Source organism: Pantoea sp. JGM49 (assembly GCF_018257655.1).
Taxonomy (GTDB): domain Bacteria; phylum Pseudomonadota; class Gammaproteobacteria; order Enterobacterales; family Enterobacteriaceae; genus Pantoea; species Pantoea communis.
Genome location: NZ_JAERJM010000007.1, coordinates 240,617 through 258,169, shown reverse-complemented (window position 1 = coordinate 258,169; position 17,553 = coordinate 240,617). Strand labels below are relative to the sequence as shown.

Sequence of the window (17,553 nt, the reverse complement as noted above, 5' to 3'; positions counted from 1 at the left end):
CTTGCCTACCGCTCAGGCCATCAAAAAGCGCACAGTATGCACATATTCCCAAAAAAACCTACTCTTACAACATGTCATCATGACGTCAGCGAGGCGGTTTTTCGCCGAAATTAGGCGCCAAAAACCGTCTGAAGCAGCGAGTTCTCCCGCCTCAACCTTCTGAAACAAAAAAGCTGACGGCTATCAACGCAATCAAGCATGATAACCAGTAGAGTATTGCGCTCGCCAGAATATGACGGCTCCAGGATCAGAAGGACAATGATGTGATTATGGCTCAACCCCATCTTTTGGCAGAAAGAATTTCTCGCCTGAGTAACGCCCTGGAGAAAGGGCTGTATGAACGGCATCATGCGATCCGCCTGTGCTTATTAGCTGCACTCAGTGGCGAGAGCGTATTTTTGCTGGGGCCGCCCGGCATTGCCAAGAGCTTGATTGCTCGCCGCCTGAAATACGCCTTCCAACACGCCCGCGCCTTTGAATACCTGATGACCCGTTTTTCCACCCCTGAAGAAGTGTTTGGCCCGCTGTCGATTCAGGCGTTAAAAGATGAAGGTCGTTATCAGCGATTAACCAAAGGCTATCTGCCGGATGCCGAAATCGTCTTCCTTGATGAAATCTGGAAAGCCGGTCCGGCGATATTGAACACCTTACTCACCGCCATCAACGAACGCCGCTTTCGCAATGGCGACAGCGAAGAAAAGATTCCGATGCGCCTGCTGGTGACCGCTTCCAACGAATTGCCGGAGGCCGATAGCGGGCTGGAAGCCTTGTATGATCGCATGTTGATTCGCCTATGGCTGGATAACGTGCATGAGAAGCAGAACTTCCGCAGCATGCTCACCCACCAGCAGGACGAAAATGATAATCCGGTGACGGAAGCGCTACGCATCAGTGATGAAGAGTATCACCAGTGGCAGAAAGGCATCAGCCAGGTCTCCTTACCTGATCATGTGTTTGAGCTGATTTACCAACTGCGTCAGCAACTGGAGAATTTGCCCAGCGCACCTTACATTTCCGATCGCCGCTGGAAAAAAGCGATTCATCTGCTGCAGGCCAGTGCGTTTTACAGTGGCCGCGTGACCATTGCGCCGATCGATCTGATTCTGCTCAAGGATTGCCTGTGGCATGACGTCGCATCGATGCAGCTATTGGATCGCGAAATTGATGCTTTGATGACGCAGCACGCCTGGCAACAGCAGGCGTTGCTGCACAAACTGCAGCAGATCAAAGCACGTCGTCTCGCCTTGCAACAGCAGCAAAGCGTGGCACAAGCGCTGACGCTGGAGAAACACAGCGGTATGTTTAGCCGCAAACCCCATTACGAATTGCCTGCTGCCATCAGCGATGAACAACTGACGCTCATGCTGCAGCAGCCGTTAACGCTGCACGACATGCAAGTGACGCATGTGCTGATTGCCCGTGAAGCCTTAACCCAGTGGCTGATTAAAGGCGGTGAAATTCGCGGCAAACTGAATGGCATTGGTTTTGGCCAGACGCTAGATCTGCTGGTGGATGCGCATCACTGCCTGACGCTACGCGATGTCAGCCTGCAATCCACACGCTTAACGTTGCCCGGAGCCAGCAACAGTAGCGACATGCCGCAGGAAATCCAGGATGAATACGAAGCGCTGGATACCCAGCTCCGCGCACAGCGCACGCTGTTTAGCCAGCACCAGCGCTGCTTGTTTATCAGCGATGACTGGCTGGCACGTATTGAAACCAGCCTGCAGGATGTGGCAGAACAGCTGAAACAGGCGCGTAAATGATCTCACTGGAGACGCTGAGCACGCTGTTATCGATTGGCGAAACGGAGTTAATCGAAGAGTTGATTCTGGCCCTGCTTGCGTCGCCACAGCTGGCGCTGTTCTTTGAAAAATTTCCGCGCATGAAACAAGCCTTAATGCGCGATTTACCCCGCTGGCGCACTGAAATCGCGGAACAGATGAAAACCACGCCGGTGCCGGAAGCGCTGGCGCAGGAGTTTCAGCTGTTTCAGCAAATGCAATTGATCAGCACGCAGGATTTCAGCCACCAGCTTCCCCACATTATGTCGCAGCTAAAAAACCTGCCGTCGCCATTTCTCGAAGAAGCCAGCAAACTGCTGCTGCACAACGAAGCTGAACAACTGAGCAATGCTCAGCACACGCTGTTTTTGCAACGCTGGCGACTCAGCCTGACGCTGCAAACGCTCACGCTCAACGAAACCCTTCTTGAGGAGCAGCGCGAACGTCTGATGGCCGAGCTGCAGCAACGGATGGCAATCAGTGGCCAGCTGGCGCCAATCCTTACCGACGATGATGAAGCCGCAGCCGGACGTTTGTGGGATATGAGCAAAGCGTCACTTCAGCACGGTGATTATGAGCTGATTGTGCAATATGGTGATTTCCTCGCACAGCAGCCGGAATTAATGAAACTGGCGCAGCAGTTGGGCCGCAGCCGCGAAGCCAAATCGGTGCCGTCGCAGGATGCACCGCTGGAAGAATTTCACCAACTGGTGCGCGAGCCCGATCATGTGCCGGAAGAGGTCAGCGGCATTCATCAGAGCGACGATGTGTTGCGCTTGCTGCCGCCCGAACTGGCTGCCTTGAGTATTAGCGAGCTGGAGCTGGAATTTTATCGTCGCCTGGTGGAAAAACGCCTGCTGACTTACCAGTTACAAGGTGATGCCTGGCACGAGAAAGTCACACTGCGCCCGGTCAGCCACCAACAACATGAAGCGCAGCCGCGCGGCCCTTTTATTGTTTGTGTCGATACATCAGGCTCGATGGGCGGATTTAACGAGCGCTGCGCCAAAGCCTTCTGCCTTGCGCTGTTAAAGGTGGCATTAGCCGATAAGCGCCGCTGCTACATCATGCTGTTCGCTCACGAAGTGATTGGCTACGAACTTACTGCCGATAGCGGCATTGAGCAGGCTATCCGTTTTCTTAGCCAACGTTTTCGTGGTGGCACCGATCTGGCGGCTTGCCTTGCTGCGGTGGTTAAACGTATGGAGGGCAGCGTCTGGGATGAGGCCGATGCGGTGATCGTGTCGGATTTTATCGCCCAGCGTTTACCGGATGACACCATCAACGCCATCAAGCAACGCCAGCGCCAGCATCAACAGCGTTTCCACGCAGTGGCGATGTCGCTTCACGGTAAACCGGGCATTCTGCGCATCTTCGATCACATCTGGCGCTTCGATACCGGACTGAAAAGCCGCCTGCTGCGCCGCTGGAAACGCTAATTCATCTGGCAGAAATGCTTATTTGCTATAGTGAATAGTTCGCACACTGAGCATCTGGAGCATCTTGTGAACACCGCCCAACTTCCTGCACCGACCCGCACTTTGCAGCTCTCCGGCCAAAACGCCGAACAAAAACGGAGCGAGCTGCTGGCGTATTTCACCCAAACCTGGGAGCTGTACGAAAGCCTGTTTGATTGCCTTGCCGACGAACGCGCGTATTTCAACAAAGCGATCTCATTACGCCATCCGTTGATCTTCTACTTTGGCCACACCGCTACGTTCTATATGAATAAGCTGATGGCTGGTCGCTATCTGGACAACCGCGTAGACGATCGCATCGAAGCCATGATGGCAATCGGCGTGGACGAGATGAGCTGGGACGATCTCAACGACAGCCATTACGCCTGGCCGACGGTCAAAGAGGTGCGTGACTACCGTGGAAAAGTCAAAAACCTGGTGAGCGAGTTTATTCGCACCATGCCGCTGGAACTGCCGATCACCTGGGAAAGCCCGGCTTGGGTGGTATTGATGGGCATTGAACATGAGCGTATCCACCTGGAAACCTCCAGCGTGCTGATCCGCCAACTACCGATAGAATGGGTAAAACCGCAGGCGCATTGGCCGGTTTGTCCGCAGGCGCGCCACGATCGCGCATCGGTTCCGGATAACTCGCTGATTGCGATGCCTGGCGGTCGCGTGCAACAAGGCAAAACGGATGACACTTACGGCTGGGATAACGAATACGGCAATCAGGTAACTGAACTCAAACCATTTAAGGCCAGTAAAATGCTGGTCAGCAACGCCGAGTTTTATCGCTTTATCGCCGCTAACGGCTATCAGGATCAGCGCTGGTGGGATGAGGAAGGCTGGGGCTGGCGTGAATTCTCTGGCGCGCAAATGCCCACCTTCTGGGTCGGCGAGATTACGCAACCCGATCAACTGAAACTGCGCTTAATGACTGAAGAAGTCGCTCTGCCGTGGGACTGGCCAGCGGAAGTGAATCAGCTTGAAGCCGCCGCGTTTTGTCGCTGGCTGGCGGAAGAGACGGGTAAATCTATTCAACTCCCTTGTGAAGCCGAATGGATGCAGCTACGCGAACAGGTGAGCGGCGATCAGCCCGACTGGATCGAGGCGCCCGGCAATATCAATCTGGCCTATTGGGCTTCATCCAATCCTGTGGATCGCTTTGCGCAGGGCGAGTTTTTCGACATTGTTGGCAACGTCTGGCAGTGGACCACAACGCCAACTAACGGTTTCGAAGGTTTCAAAGTTCATCCGCTGTATGACGATTTCTCGACGCCGACCTTCGACGGCAAACACGCGCTGATCAAAGGTGGCAGTTGGATTTCCACCGGCAACGAGGCGTTAAAATCGGCTCGTTATGCCTTCCGTCGTCATTTCTTCCAGCACGCCGGTTTCCGCTATGTGGTCTCCTCACATAAAGAGACCATGGCACTCAATCCGTATGAAACGGACAGCATGGTGTCACAGTATCTCGATTTCCAGTACGGACCGGGCTACTACAACGTGCCGAATTACGCCGTGGCGCTGGTGGAAAAACTGCTGCCACACTGCAAACAACGTGGTGCGGCACTGGATCTCGGCTGCGCGACCGGCCGTGCCAGTTTTGAACTGGCACGCCATTTCGCGACGGTCACAGGCATGGATTATTTCGCGCGCTTTATTGATGTGGCGCTGCAGCTGACCTCCGGTGAGGACTTCCGCTATGTGGTGCCGGAAGAGGGCGAGCTGGTGGAATATCGCCAGGTGCGCCTGAAGGACTTCAATGTTAGTGACGAGCAAGCGGCACGCATTCAGTTTGTGCAGGGCGACGCCTGTAATCTTAAACCGCAGCCGGATCGTTACGATCTGGTATTGGCTTCAAACCTGATCGATCGTCTGCGTCAGCCGAAACGTTTCCTGCAGGACGTCATCCCGATGATCCGCTCTGGCGGGCTTTTGGTGCTTTCGTCGCCTTATACCTGGCTGGAGGAATTCACGCCCAAGGAGAACTGGCTGGGCGGCGTGCGTGAGAACGGTGAAGCTTTGACGACCTATCAGGCATTGCAGCGTTTGCTGCGTGATGCCTTTGAAGAAGTGGTGCCGCCGCAGGATGTGCCGTTTGTAATCCGCGAGACGGCGCGCAAGTATCAACATACCGAAGCGCAGCTCACAATCTGGCGTAAGCGATAAAAAAAGCGTGCAGACTGCGGCTACCACGCGGTCTGCACCTTGCCTGCACTGCTAATTTGCTGCACATTCTCCACTGTTCATAGAAGAAGAACTTAAAGAGGATGGATGATGGCAGAACAACTGCAACTGGATAACCTTGATCGCGGCATTCTCAATGCGCTGTTGGAAAACGCGCGCACCGCATATGCCGAGCTGGCCAAACAGTTCAATGTCAGCCCCGGCACCATTCACGTACGCGTAGAAAAAATGCGCCAGGCAGGCATTATCCTGGGCACTCGTGTTGAAATCGATCCTCGTCAGTTGGGTTTTGATGTCTGCTGCTTTATCGGCATCATTCTGAAAAGCGCCCGCGATTATCCCGCAGCACTCAGCAAGCTGGAGGCGCTGGATGAAGTGGTAGAAGCCTGGTACACCACCGGCCACTACAGCATCTTTATTAAGGTGATGTGCCGATCCATCGATGCACTTCAGCAGGTGTTGATCAACAAGATCCAGACCATAGACGAAATCCAGTCCACCGAAACCCTGATCTCGCTGCAAAACCCGATCATGCGTACCATCAAGCCGTAATTCCCTCTCTTTCCTGTGCACAACCTTTTCCCAGGCGGATCACTTGTGTGATGCGCCTTGTCGGCTGATGCTTTCTGTTATTAACCCTGTTTTCCACAGGTGGATCACGGCTTGATCACAGCGTACAATGCTCGCCTTTAGTGCGGGAGAAGATCATGGCCGATATTACCTTAATCAGTGGCAGTACCCTTGGCAGCGCCGAATACGTCGCCGAACATCTGGAAGCAAAACTGCAGGAAGCGGGCTTTTCAACCGAGGTGCTGCACGGGCCAGAGCTGGACGAGCTGCCACAGGAAGGGATCTGGCTGATTGTGACTTCCACTCACGGTGCGGGCGAACTGCCAGACAATCTGCTTCCTTTATATGAAGCCTTGCAGGAGACGCAGCCGGACCTTTCCGCGGTACGTTATGGCGCAGTGGGTATCGGCAACCATGAATATGACCTTTTCTGCGGTGCCATTAAACTGCTGGAAGATCAGCTCAACCAGTTAGGCGCCAAACGCATTGGCGATCGCCTGGAGATCGACGTTCTCGAACATGAGATTCCTGAGGATCCGGCTGAAGTGTGGGTTGAGACCTGGAAAACGCAAATTTAAGACGATCTTTGCCGGTTGGGGATCGGGAAAAGTGAAAGATCCCCAGTTTATTTCGCTGTTTTATTGTTTTTTTTATGCCATTGTCTGTGGATAACACAGCCTTAATCTTGCGTATAACCGGTAGTTATCCCAATAACAACCCGTGATGCTTTTTTCGGCTGTGTATAAGTCGCCATTTAGATCCCAGCTTATACGGATCAGGATCACCGATCATTCACAGCAAGCGATCCTCTCTAATCCTCTGTTAATGCTTTGCTTTTCGGGGTTATCAACAGACCCTGACGATCCTAATAAGAGATCTAACAGAGAGATCATATAAAAGAATAAAGATCCTTTCTTTTAAACCGCAGGATCCCGCGGCTTTCACAGTCGACAGAATTTCAGTAGAATCCACCGCCCAGGGCAACGATCCCTGTCCGAACATTAACGAGGACCCACTTCATGTTTTATCCAGATCCTTTTGACGTCATCGTAATCGGTGGTGGTCATGCGGGCACAGAAGCCGCGATGGCAGCTGCCCGAATGGGTCAGCAAACGCTGTTACTCACCCATAACATTGATACGCTTGGACAAATGTCCTGCAACCCGGCGATTGGTGGCATTGGGAAAGGACACCTGGTGAAGGAAGTGGATGCCTTAGGCGGTTTGATGGCAACGGCAATTGACCAGGCCGGCATTCAGTTTAGGATACTAAACGCAAGCAAAGGCCCTGCTGTGCGGGCAACGCGTGCGCAAGCCGACCGCGTCCTGTATCGCCAGGCGGTACGCACTGCGTTGGAAAACCAGCCGAACCTGATGATCTTCCAGCAGGCCGTTGACGATCTGATTGTGGAGAACGATCGCGTCGTCGGTGCTGTCACGCAGATGGGCCTGAAATTCCGTGCCAAAAGTGTGGTGCTGACAGTCGGGACATTCCTCGACGGCAAAATTCATATTGGTCTGGATAACTACAGCGGTGGCCGTGCTGGTGATCCGCCATCCATTCCACTGGCGAAACGCCTGCGTGCTTTGCCGCTGCGTGTAAATCGTCTGAAAACCGGTACGCCGCCGCGTATTGATGCACGCACCATCGATTTTTCGGTGCTGACACCGCAGCATGGCGATACGCCAATGCCGGTGTTCTCGTTTATGGGCAATGTTTCTCAGCACCCGCAACAAGTACCGTGCTGGATCACTTACACCAACGAACAAACACACGATGTGATCCGCAATAACCTCGATCGCAGCCCGATGTATGCCGGGATCATCGAAGGGATCGGACCACGTTACTGCCCATCGATCGAAGACAAAGTGATGCGCTTTGCCGATCGTAATGCGCATCAGATCTTCCTTGAACCGGAAGGGCTGACCAGCAACGAGATCTACCCTAACGGTATCTCCACCAGCTTGCCGTTTGACGTGCAGATGCAGATCGTCCGTTCGATGAAAGGTCTGGAGAACGCAAAGATTGTGCGCCCAGGTTATGCCATCGAGTACGATTTCTTCGATCCGCGCGATCTGAAGCCGACGCTGGAAAGCAAATTTATCCACGGGCTGTTCTTTGCCGGTCAGATTAACGGCACCACCGGTTATGAAGAAGCTGCGGCGCAGGGCTTGCTGGCCGGTTTGAACGCTGCACGTGCCTCAGCAGACAAAGAGGGCTGGGCGCCGCGCCGCGACCAGGCTTATCTCGGTGTGCTGGTTGACGATCTCTGCACCCTCGGCACCAAAGAACCGTACCGTATGTTTACCTCGCGCGCGGAATATCGTTTGATGCTGCGCGAAGACAACGCCGATCTGCGTTTGACAGAAAAAGGTCGCGAGTTGGGTCTGGTCGATGATGCGCGTTGGGCGCGTTATAACCAGAAGCTGGAAGCGATTGAGCAGGAGCGCCAGCGCCTGCGCGATCTGTGGGTACATCCGAAATCAGACAATGTGGGCGAAGTGAATAGCGTCATCAGTGCGCCACTGACGAAAGAAGCCAGCGGTGAAGATCTGTTGCGTCGCCCGGAAATGACCTACGAACTGCTGATGACGTTACCGAGTTATGGCCCGGCATTATCTGACGAGCAATCTGCAGAGCAGGTTGAGATTCAGGTGAAGTATGAAGGGTACATTGCACGCCAGCAGGAAGAAATTGACCGCCAGCAACGCAACGAAAACACCTTGCTGCCTGGCGATCTCGACTATCGTCAGGTTAATGGCTTGTCGAATGAAGTGATCGCCAAACTCAACGATCACAAACCTACCTCCATTGGGCAGGCCTCGCGTATTTCAGGTATTACACCAGCAGCGATCTCCATTTTGCTGATTTACCTGAAAAAACAGGGCCTGCTGCGTAAAAGTGCCTGATCGACCCTGGGGCGAGGTCACTCGCCCCCGTTTATGGAACGTTCCTTGTGATTAACAAACTCTCCCAGCTGCTCGATGCGGCAAATATTTCACTTACCGATCAACAAAAACAGCAGCTCGTCGGCTATGTAGAATTGCTGCATAAGTGGAACAAGGCGTACAACCTGACATCGGTGCGCGATCCGCAGCAGATGCTGGTGCGCCATATTCTCGACAGCGTGGTCGTCGAACCGCATTTACAAGGCGAGCGCTTTATTGATGTGGGCACCGGGCCGGGTCTGCCAGGGATTCCGTTAGCCATTGTCCGTCCGCAGGCGCATTTTACGCTGCTGGATAGCCTGGGAAAACGCATCCGTTTCCTGCGTCAGGTACAACATGAGTTAGGGCTCACTAACATCACCCCGGTACAAAGTCGTGTGGAAGAGTTCCCCGCAGAGCCTCCGTTTGATGGCGTTATCAGCCGTGCCTTTGCTTCGCTGGAAGACATGCTGAACTGGTGCCATCATTTACCGGGCACCTCGGGCCGCTTCTACGCATTGAAGGGGGTGCGTCCGGATGATGAAATTTCAGCCTTGCCTGCGGACTTTGTGGTGGAGAAGATTGAATCACTGCATGTGCCAGAACTGGATGGTGAACGTCATTTAGTGGTGCTGTCTCGCCAATAGCCATAAAGAAGGTGCGGATTTAACACCAACCGCACCTTTAGTCAGTGAAAACGTCCTGAATAAAAAAACAGCAGTTGAACACTTTTAGTCAAAAGCTTTTATTCGGCAGGGCAGGGTGAGACGGTTAACAAGCGCCACGGAAATTATCCGAAAAGCTCTGTTACATTTAACGAACATTTCACATTTCATTATCAGTTAGATCACTTTATTGGCTGTATTTACCTGCGCAAATAGTCACGTCAGAAAATATAACGCTGCAATAAATCGGCGTGCGTAATATCAGTTTTACGTTTTTATTGCGATGTACGATGTCAATAGAGTGTTTTTATCGAAAATCATGACCTGATACCGGATGGATAATTCTATCGTTATGATAAAAAACAGCTTTCATCACTTTTGAAATCTAAAAATTCATGCTTAAAACAAATTCATTCGCCAGCCTATTGCCTATAATGTGATCTGAAGCACGCTTTAAAAGCAAGCCAACAAGGCAATTTCAGCGATTTAGCTGAGTCATAGTGGAAGGTGATGTTTTGAAAAATAGCCCTCCAGAAAGAAATTTAAATAATTGTTCACCTTTTCGCTACTTACCGATTGAAATCGCAGGTGGCGCCCGTATAATTTGCACGGCTTTTGCTGCTTGACTCAAATGAGTAAAGGCAGTCTTATACGACACGCGACATACCCCGTTCGGGGCAGGAGAGTTCAACGCCATGTCAGTGTCTCTTTACAGTGTGAAATTAGCCCGGACCGTGCTGGTGATCCAGCTGGTGACGTTTGTCATCATCGGTGCACTCTTTACTCTGAAAGATGTTATCTGGGGCGCCTCCGCCATCGCGGGTGGAGCGGCAGCCTGGCTGCCGAATGTGTTGTTTATGTTTTTAGCCTGGCGCCTGCAGGATCAAACGCCTGCCAAAGGTCGTGTGGCCTGGAGCTTCGCCCTCGGTGAAGTGTTGAAGGTCTTCACGACAGTCATTCTTCTCATGGTGGCGTTAGGTGTGTTTGGAGCGGTCTTTTGGCCTCTCGCAATCACTTGGTTATCGGTGCTGGTGGTGCAGATCGTCGCGCCGGCTGTAATTAACAACAAAGGGTAAGAGGCATCATGGCTGCTGGAGAAATCTCTACTCCGCAAGAATACATAGGTCACCACCTGAATAACCTTCAGCTGGACCTGCGTACTTTCGAGTTGGTGAATCCGCACGACGCTCCTGCGACGTTCTGGGTATTAAATATCGATTCCATGTTTTTCTCTGTGGTACTGGGACTGCTTTTCCTGGTGTTGTTCCGTAAAGTGGCAAAAAGCGCCACCAGCGGTGTGCCAGGGAAACTTCAAGCGGCTATCGAACTGGTTGTCGGTTTCGTTGATAACAACGTTCGCGACATGTACCACGGTAAAAGCAAACTTATCGCCCCGCTGGCGCTGACAATTTTTGTCTGGGTCTTCCTGATGAACTTCATGGATCTGCTGCCTATCGATTTGCTGCCGTTTATCGGTGAGCACTATCTTGGCCTGCCAGCGCTGCGCGTTGTGCCGTCTGCAGATGTGAACATCACGCTGTCTATGGCGTTGGGCGTCTTTATTTTGATTCTGTTCTACAGCATCAAAATGAAAGGCATTGGCGGCTTCACCAAAGAACTGACGCTGCAGCCTTTTGATCACCCGATCTTCATCCCAATCAACCTGATTCTTGAAGGTGTTAGCCTGCTGTCTAAACCGGTTTCACTCGGTCTGCGACTGTTCGGCAACATGTATGCGGGTGAACTGATCTTTATCCTGATTGCCGGCTTGCTGCCGTGGTGGTCGCAGTGGGTGTTGAATGTGCCATGGGCCATTTTCCACATCCTGATCATTTCGCTGCAGGCTTTCATTTTCATGGTCCTCACGATCGTCTATCTGTCGATGGCATCTGAAGAACATTGATTTTTTTATCTCAACACTAAGCTTTTAACTGAAACAAACTGGAGACTGTCATGGAAAACCTGAATATGGATCTGCTGTACATGGCTGCCGCTGTGATGATGGGCCTGGCGGCAATCGGTGCTGCGATCGGTATCGGCATCCTCGGAGGCAAATTCCTGGAAGGCGCTGCGCGTCAACCGGATCTGATTCCTCTGCTGCGTACGCAGTTCTTTGTTGTAATGGGTCTGGTGGATGCAATCCCAATGATCGCTGTAGGTCTGGGTCTCTACGTGATGTTTGCGGTCGCCTAAACCTGGTAGCCTTGTTCACTCATGGCACCCGGTGTGATGAGGAACGGATTCTGCCGTTTATCGCTGATAGCGGCAGAGCAAGTTAACTTAATAAGAGGCATTGTGCTGTGAACATTAATGCAACAATCCTCGGCCAGGCCATCGCGTTCATTCTGTTTGTCGCGTTCTGCATGAAGTACGTATGGCCGCCGATCATGGCTGCCATCGAGAAGCGCCAGAAAGAAATTGCTGATGGCCTTGCTTCTGCTGAGCGCGCGAAGAAAGATTTAGATCTCGCGCAGGCCAATGCGACCGACCAGCTGAAAAAAGCGAAAGAAGACGCTCAGGTCATTATCGAGCAGGCGAACAAACGCCGTGCACAGATTCTGGACGAAGCGAAAACCGAAGCTGAGACTGAACGTAACCGCATCGTGGCACAAGCGCAGGCAGAAATCGAAGCCGAGCGTTCACGTGCCCGTGAAGAGCTGCGTAAGCAAGTCGCGTTGCTGGCATTAGCTGGCGCCGAGAAAATCATCGAACGTTCCGTGGATGAAGCTGCTAACAGCGACATCGTTGATAAACTGGTCGCTGAACTGTAAGGAGGGAGGGGCTGATGTCTGATCTGATTACTGTAGCTCGCCCCTACGCCAAAGCAGCTTTTGACTTTGCTGTTGAGCATCAAAGTATCGATCGTTGGCAGACCATGCTGGCGTTTGCCGCTGAAGTGGCTCGCAACGAACAGATGGCAGATCTTCTTTCCGGTGCGCTCGCGCCGGAAGCTTTGTCTGCTTCTTTCAACGCGGTATGTGGCGATCAACTTGATGAACCCGCTCAGAACCTGATTAAGGTAATGGCGGAAAACGGACGTTTGACAGCACTTCCAGCGGTACTGGAACAGTACATCCAACTGCGTGACGCCTATGAAGCGACCGCCGAAGTGGATGTGATTTCTGCCAGTACCCTGAGTGACAGCCAGCTGAGTAAAATCAGCGCCGCGATGGAAAAACGTCTGTCACGCAAAGTTAAGCTGAATTGCAAAATTGACAAGTCTGTAATGGCAGGTGTGGTTATCCGTGCGGGTGACCTGGTCATTGATGGTAGCGTACGCGGCCGTCTTGATCGTCTGGCAGACGTCTTGCAGTCTTAAGGGGACTGGAGCATATGCAACTGAATTCCACCGAAATCAGCGAACTGATCAAGCAGCGCATTGCTCAGTTCAATGTGGTGAGCGAAGCTCACAACGAAGGTACTATTGTTTCTGTAAGTGACGGTATCATCCGCGTACACGGCCTGGCCGATGTGATGCAGGGTGAGATGATTGCCCTGCCGGGCAACCGTTACGCTATCGCACTGAACCTCGAGCGTGACTCGGTTGGTGCAGTAGTGATGGGCCCGTACGCTGACCTCGCCGAAGGCATGAAGGTTAAATGTACTGGCCGTATTCTTGAAGTTCCAGTTGGCCGTGGCCTGCTGGGCCGTGTGGTGAACACCCTGGGTGCACCGATCGACGGTAAAGGCGCAATCGACAACGACGGCTTCTCGCCGGTTGAAGTGATTGCACCGGGCGTTATCGACCGTCAGTCAGTAGACCAGCCTGTTCAGACCGGTTACAAATCTGTCGATGCGATGATTCCAATCGGCCGTGGCCAGCGTGAGCTGATCATCGGTGACCGTCAGACCGGTAAAACCGCAATGGCAATCGACGCCATCATCAACCAGCGCGATTCAGGCATCAAGTGTGTCTACGTTGCGATTGGCCAGAAAGCGTCAACCATTTCTAACGTGGTACGTAAGCTTGAAGAACACGGCGCGTTGGCTAACACCATCGTCGTTGTGGCTTCTGCTTCTGAATCCGCTGCACTGCAATACCTGGCGCCATACGCCGGTTGCGCGATGGGTGAGTACTTCCGTGACCGCGGTGAAGATGCCCTGATCGTATACGATGACCTGTCTAAGCAGGCTGTTGCTTACCGTCAGATTTCACTGCTGCTGCGCCGTCCACCAGGTCGTGAAGCATTCCCAGGCGACGTGTTCTATCTCCACTCTCGTCTGCTGGAGCGTGCATCACGCGTAAGCGCTGACTACGTTGAGCGTTTCACTAACGGTGCTGTGAAAGGCCAGACCGGTTCTCTGACCGCGCTGCCAATCATCGAAACTCAGGCGGGTGACGTTTCTGCGTTCGTTCCGACCAACGTAATCTCGATTACTGATGGTCAGATCTTCCTGGAATCGAACCTGTTCAACTCCGGTATTCGTCCAGCCGTTAACCCGGGTATCTCTGTATCCCGTGTTGGTGGTGCTGCACAGACCAAGATCATCAAGAAACTGTCCGGTGGTATCCGTACCGCTCTGGCACAGTATCGTGAACTGGCTGCGTTCTCTCAGTTCGCATCCGATCTGGACGATGCAACGCGTAAACAGCTGAGCCACGGTCAGAAAGTGACCGAGCTGCTGAAACAGAAACAGTATGCGCCGATGTCTGTCGCGCAACAGGGTCTGGTGCTGTTTGCTGCTGAGCGCGGCTTCCTGAACGACGTTGAACTGGCGAAAATCGGCAGCTTCGAAGCCGCTCTGCTGGCGTTCGCAGACCGCGATCACGCTGAGCTGATGGCTGAAATCAACCAAGCGGGCAACTTTAATAACGAAATCGAAGAGAAGCTGAAAGGCCTCCTCGAAACGTTTAAAGCAACCCAGTCCTGGTAATGTCTGGCGGCTTGTCTGAAAAGGCAGGCCGCAAGGCTTTGAGGAGAAGCTAATGGCCGGTGCAAAAGAAATACGTACCAAGATTGGAAGCGTAAAAAATACGCAGAAGATCACCAAAGCGATGGAAATGGTCGCCGCCTCCAAAATGCGTAAAACGCAGGAACGCATGGCGGCCAGCCGTCCGTATGCAGATACCATGCGCAAAGTGATTGGTCACCTTGCTCTCGGTAATCTGGAATACAAGCACCCTTACCTGGATGAGCGTGACGTTAAGCGCGTCGGCTACCTGGTCGTTTCGACTGACCGCGGGCTTTGTGGTGGTTTGAACATTAACCTGTTCAAAAAATTGCTGGCAGATATGAAGGGCTGGGCTGATAAAGGTGTACAGAGCGATCTGGCCGTTATCGGTTCTAAAGGCAATTCATTCTTCGGCTCTGTCGGTGGCAACATCGTGGCACAGGTCACTGGTATGGGCGACAAGCCTGCACTGTCTGATCTTATCGGCCCAGTAAAAGTGATGTTGCAGGCCTATGATGAAGGCCGCATCGACAAGCTGTATATCGTCAGCAACAAGTTTAATAACACCATGTCTCAGACTCCGACCATTACCCAACTGCTGCCGTTACCGCCAGCGGAAGGTGAAGAAGAGATGAAGGCGAAGACCTGGGATTACCTGTACGAACCCGATCCGAAAGCGCTGCTGGATACCCTGCTGCGCCGTTATGTCGAATCGCAGGTTTATCAGGGTGTGGTGGAAAACCTGGCCAGTGAGCAGGCTGCACGTATGGTGGCAATGAAAGCTGCAACCGATAACGGCGGAAACCTGATCAAAGAGCTGCAGTTGGTTTACAACAAAGCTCGTCAGGCCAGCATCACCCAGGAACTTACCGAGATCGTCTCGGGAGCCTCCGCGGTTTAACCAGGCATATATCCTGTCGCGCGAGCGCGGCCGGATATTCTCGTATTAGGTAGAGGATTCAAGATGGCAGCTGGAAAGATTGTCCAGATTATCGGCGCCGTAGTTGACGTCGAATTCCCTCAGGACGCGGTACCGCAGGTATATAGCGCGCTTGAGGTTCAAAATGGTGACGCTCGTCTGGTGCTGGAAGTTCAGCAGCAGCTGGGTGGTGGCGTGGTGCGTACCATCGCCATGGGTACTTCTGACGGCCTGAAGCGCGGTCTGCAAGTTACCGACCTGAAAAAACCGATCCAGGTACCGGTTGGTAAAGCAACCCTCGGCCGTATCATGAACGTATTGGGCGAACCAATCGACATGAAAGGCGACCTGCAGAATGACGACGGCACCACTGTAGAGGTTTCCTCTATTCACCGTGCTGCGCCTTCTTATGAAGATCAGTCTAACTCGCAAGAGCTGCTGGAAACCGGCATCAAGGTTATCGACCTGATGTGTCCGTTCGCTAAGGGCGGTAAAGTCGGTCTGTTCGGTGGTGCGGGTGTAGGTAAAACCGTAAACATGATGGAGCTGATCCGTAACATCGCGGCTGAGCACTCAGGTTACTCGGTATTTGCTGGTGTGGGTGAACGTACTCGTGAGGGTAACGACTTCTACCACGAAATGACTGACTCCAACGTTATCGATAAAGTAGCGCTGGTGTATGGCCAGATGAACGAGCCGCCGGGTAACCGTCTGCGCGTAGCACTGACCGGTCTGACCATGGCGGAGAAATTCCGTGATGAAGGCCGTGACGTTCTGCTGTTCATCGACAACATCTACCGTTACACCTTGGCCGGTACTGAAGTATCAGCACTGCTGGGTCGTATGCCATCTGCGGTAGGCTACCAGCCAACGCTGGCAGAAGAGATGGGTGTGTTGCAGGAGCGTATTACCTCCACCAAGACCGGTTCAATCACCTCTGTTCAGGCCGTTTACGTTCCTGCGGATGACTTGACTGACCCGTCACCAGCAACCACCTTTGCTCACTTAGACTCAACCGTTACGCTGAGCCGTCAGATCGCCTCTCTGGGTATCTACCCAGCCGTTGACCCGCTGGATTCAACCAGCCGTCAGCTGGATCCACTGATCGTGGGTCAGGAGCACTACGACGTTGCGCGTGGCGTGCAGTCTCTGCTGCAGCGTTACCAGGAACTGAAAGACATCATCGCCATTCTGGGTATGGACGAGCTGTCTGAAGAAGACAAACTGTTGGTGGCACGTGCGCGTAAAATTCAGCGCTTCCTGTCTCAGCCGTTCTTCGTTGCTGAAGTCTTCACCGGTTCTCCAGGTAAGTACGTGACCCTGAAAGACACGATTCGTGGCTTCAAAGGCATCATGGAAGGCGAATTCGACCACCTGCCAGAGCAGGCGTTCTACATGGTCGGCGCTATCGAAGAAGCTGTAGAAAAAGCGAAGAAACTGTAATAACGGTTTCCCAGGAGGAATAGTATGGCTATGACTTATCATCTGGACGTTGTCAGCGCGGAGCAACAAATGTTCTCCGGTCTGGTTGAGCGCATCCAGGTGTCAGGTAGCGAAGGTGAGCTGGGTATTTACCCTGGCCACGCCCCGCTGCTGACAGCCATCAAGCCTGGTATGATTCGCATCGTGAAACAGCACGGCGAAGAGGAGTATATCTACCTCTCTGGCGGCGTGCTGGAAGTACAGCCGGGCAGCACGACCGTTCTGGCCGACACCGCGATTCGCGGTGAAGACCTCGACGAAGCGCGCGCGCTGGAAGCGAAACGTAAAGCAGAAGAGCACATGAACAGCAGCCACGGTGATGTGGACTATGCTCAGGCCTCTGCGGAACTGGCGAAAGCTATCGCGAAACTGCGTGTAATCGAGCTGACCAAGAAAGCGATGTAATCAGGCTTTATGCGTCACGAAATGCCAGCCCATTGGGTTGGCATTTTTTTTGCGCGCGATAAATCATCCTGCTTTGGGGGAGGACGATGTTGTCTTGCTCTGCCCGATTTCATCGGCAAAATGCATCGCGTGATGCCCAGGCCGGCACTGGTTTTATCTCCAATCAGCCTTTCATCTTTATCCGCTAATTTCGGTCCGAGAAAAATGTAGTAATCTCAGAGGTAAACCTTACACTTTCGAAAGTTAAATTGAGTCTGG

Annotated in this window: 16 protein-coding genes; all 16 read left to right on the top strand. The window is 52.8% G+C overall.

All coding sequences use genetic code 11. The features are described 5' to 3' along the window. The first annotated feature begins 269 nt into the window (after window positions 1-269). The 16 genes from ravA to JK231_RS14615 all read left to right on the top strand — a co-directional run bounded on the left by ravA (window position 270) and on the right by JK231_RS14615 (window position 17,295). Window positions 270-1,766, top strand: a complete 1,497-nt coding sequence (ravA, locus tag JK231_RS14690) for an ATPase RavA (protein WP_034830059.1) — start codon at window positions 270-272, stop codon at window positions 1,764-1,766. Beyond that, on the top strand, window positions 1,763-3,223 hold the full coding sequence (gene viaA, locus JK231_RS14685; protein ID WP_034830057.1) for an ATPase RavA stimulator ViaA: 1,461 nt from the start codon (window positions 1,763-1,765) through the stop codon (window positions 3,221-3,223). Before ravA ends, viaA begins: the two co-directional genes overlap by 4 nt. Before the next feature lie 66 nt (window positions 3,224-3,289). Then, window positions 3,290-5,416 carry a 5-histidylcysteine sulfoxide synthase gene (gene ovoA / locus JK231_RS14680; protein WP_211728902.1) on the top strand — a complete coding sequence of 709 codons (2,127 nt, stop codon included), beginning with the start codon at window positions 3,290-3,292 and terminating at the stop codon, window positions 5,414-5,416. Window positions 5,417-5,524: 108 nt separating this feature from the next. Next, a complete protein-coding gene (gene asnC, locus JK231_RS14675) occupies window positions 5,525-5,986 on the top strand; it encodes a transcriptional regulator AsnC (protein ID WP_034830053.1) in 462 nt (153 codons plus the stop codon). A gap of 155 nt (window positions 5,987-6,141) precedes the next feature. Then, complete coding sequence (gene mioC / locus JK231_RS14670) at window positions 6,142-6,582, top strand: FMN-binding protein MioC (protein WP_034830052.1); 441 nt, start codon at window positions 6,142-6,144, stop codon at window positions 6,580-6,582. A gap of 441 nt (window positions 6,583-7,023) precedes the next feature. Beyond that, complete coding sequence (mnmG, locus tag JK231_RS14665) at window positions 7,024-8,913, top strand: tRNA uridine-5-carboxymethylaminomethyl(34) synthesis enzyme MnmG (RefSeq protein ID WP_097118419.1); 1,890 nt, start codon at window positions 7,024-7,026, stop codon at window positions 8,911-8,913. Window positions 8,914-8,960: 47 nt separating this feature from the next. Then, window positions 8,961-9,578, top strand: a complete 618-nt coding sequence (gene rsmG / locus JK231_RS14660) for a 16S rRNA (guanine(527)-N(7))-methyltransferase RsmG (protein ID WP_211728901.1) — start codon at window positions 8,961-8,963, stop codon at window positions 9,576-9,578. Window positions 9,579-10,291: 713 nt separating this feature from the next. Next, complete coding sequence (atpI, locus tag JK231_RS14655; protein WP_034830047.1) at window positions 10,292-10,672, top strand: F0F1 ATP synthase subunit I; 381 nt, start codon at window positions 10,292-10,294, stop codon at window positions 10,670-10,672. Between the two features lie 8 nt (window positions 10,673-10,680). Further along, window positions 10,681-11,499, top strand: a complete 819-nt coding sequence (gene atpB / locus JK231_RS14650) for a F0F1 ATP synthase subunit A (protein ID WP_211728900.1) — start codon at window positions 10,681-10,683, stop codon at window positions 11,497-11,499. A 50-nt stretch (window positions 11,500-11,549) separates the two neighbouring features. Continuing rightward, window positions 11,550-11,789, top strand: coding sequence for a F0F1 ATP synthase subunit C (gene atpE / locus JK231_RS14645; RefSeq protein ID WP_003849523.1), 240 nt, complete (start codon window positions 11,550-11,552; stop codon window positions 11,787-11,789). A gap of 107 nt (window positions 11,790-11,896) precedes the next feature. Further along, complete coding sequence (gene atpF, locus JK231_RS14640; protein WP_034830044.1) at window positions 11,897-12,367, top strand: F0F1 ATP synthase subunit B; 471 nt, start codon at window positions 11,897-11,899, stop codon at window positions 12,365-12,367. A 14-nt stretch (window positions 12,368-12,381) separates the two neighbouring features. Further along, window positions 12,382-12,915: a F0F1 ATP synthase subunit delta gene (gene atpH, locus JK231_RS14635; RefSeq protein ID WP_034830043.1), complete on the top strand. Its 534-nt coding sequence runs from the start codon at window positions 12,382-12,384 to the stop codon at window positions 12,913-12,915. Window positions 12,916-12,929: 14 nt separating this feature from the next. Continuing rightward, window positions 12,930-14,471 carry a F0F1 ATP synthase subunit alpha gene (atpA, locus tag JK231_RS14630; protein ID WP_058961695.1) on the top strand — a complete coding sequence of 514 codons (1,542 nt, stop codon included), beginning with the start codon at window positions 12,930-12,932 and terminating at the stop codon, window positions 14,469-14,471. 52 nt (window positions 14,472-14,523) lie between these two features. Next, on the top strand, window positions 14,524-15,390 hold the full coding sequence (gene atpG, locus JK231_RS14625) for a F0F1 ATP synthase subunit gamma (protein ID WP_034830040.1): 867 nt from the start codon (window positions 14,524-14,526) through the stop codon (window positions 15,388-15,390). Window positions 15,391-15,453: 63 nt separating this feature from the next. Further along, window positions 15,454-16,851, top strand: a complete 1,398-nt coding sequence (atpD, locus tag JK231_RS14620) for a F0F1 ATP synthase subunit beta (protein ID WP_034830039.1) — start codon at window positions 15,454-15,456, stop codon at window positions 16,849-16,851. 24 nt (window positions 16,852-16,875) lie between these two features. Next, the gene (locus tag JK231_RS14615) at window positions 16,876-17,295 is read left to right on the top strand and encodes a F0F1 ATP synthase subunit epsilon (RefSeq protein ID WP_034830038.1); all 420 of its coding nucleotides are present in this window, start codon (window positions 16,876-16,878) and stop codon (window positions 17,293-17,295) included. Window positions 17,296-17,553 lie beyond the last annotated feature (258 nt).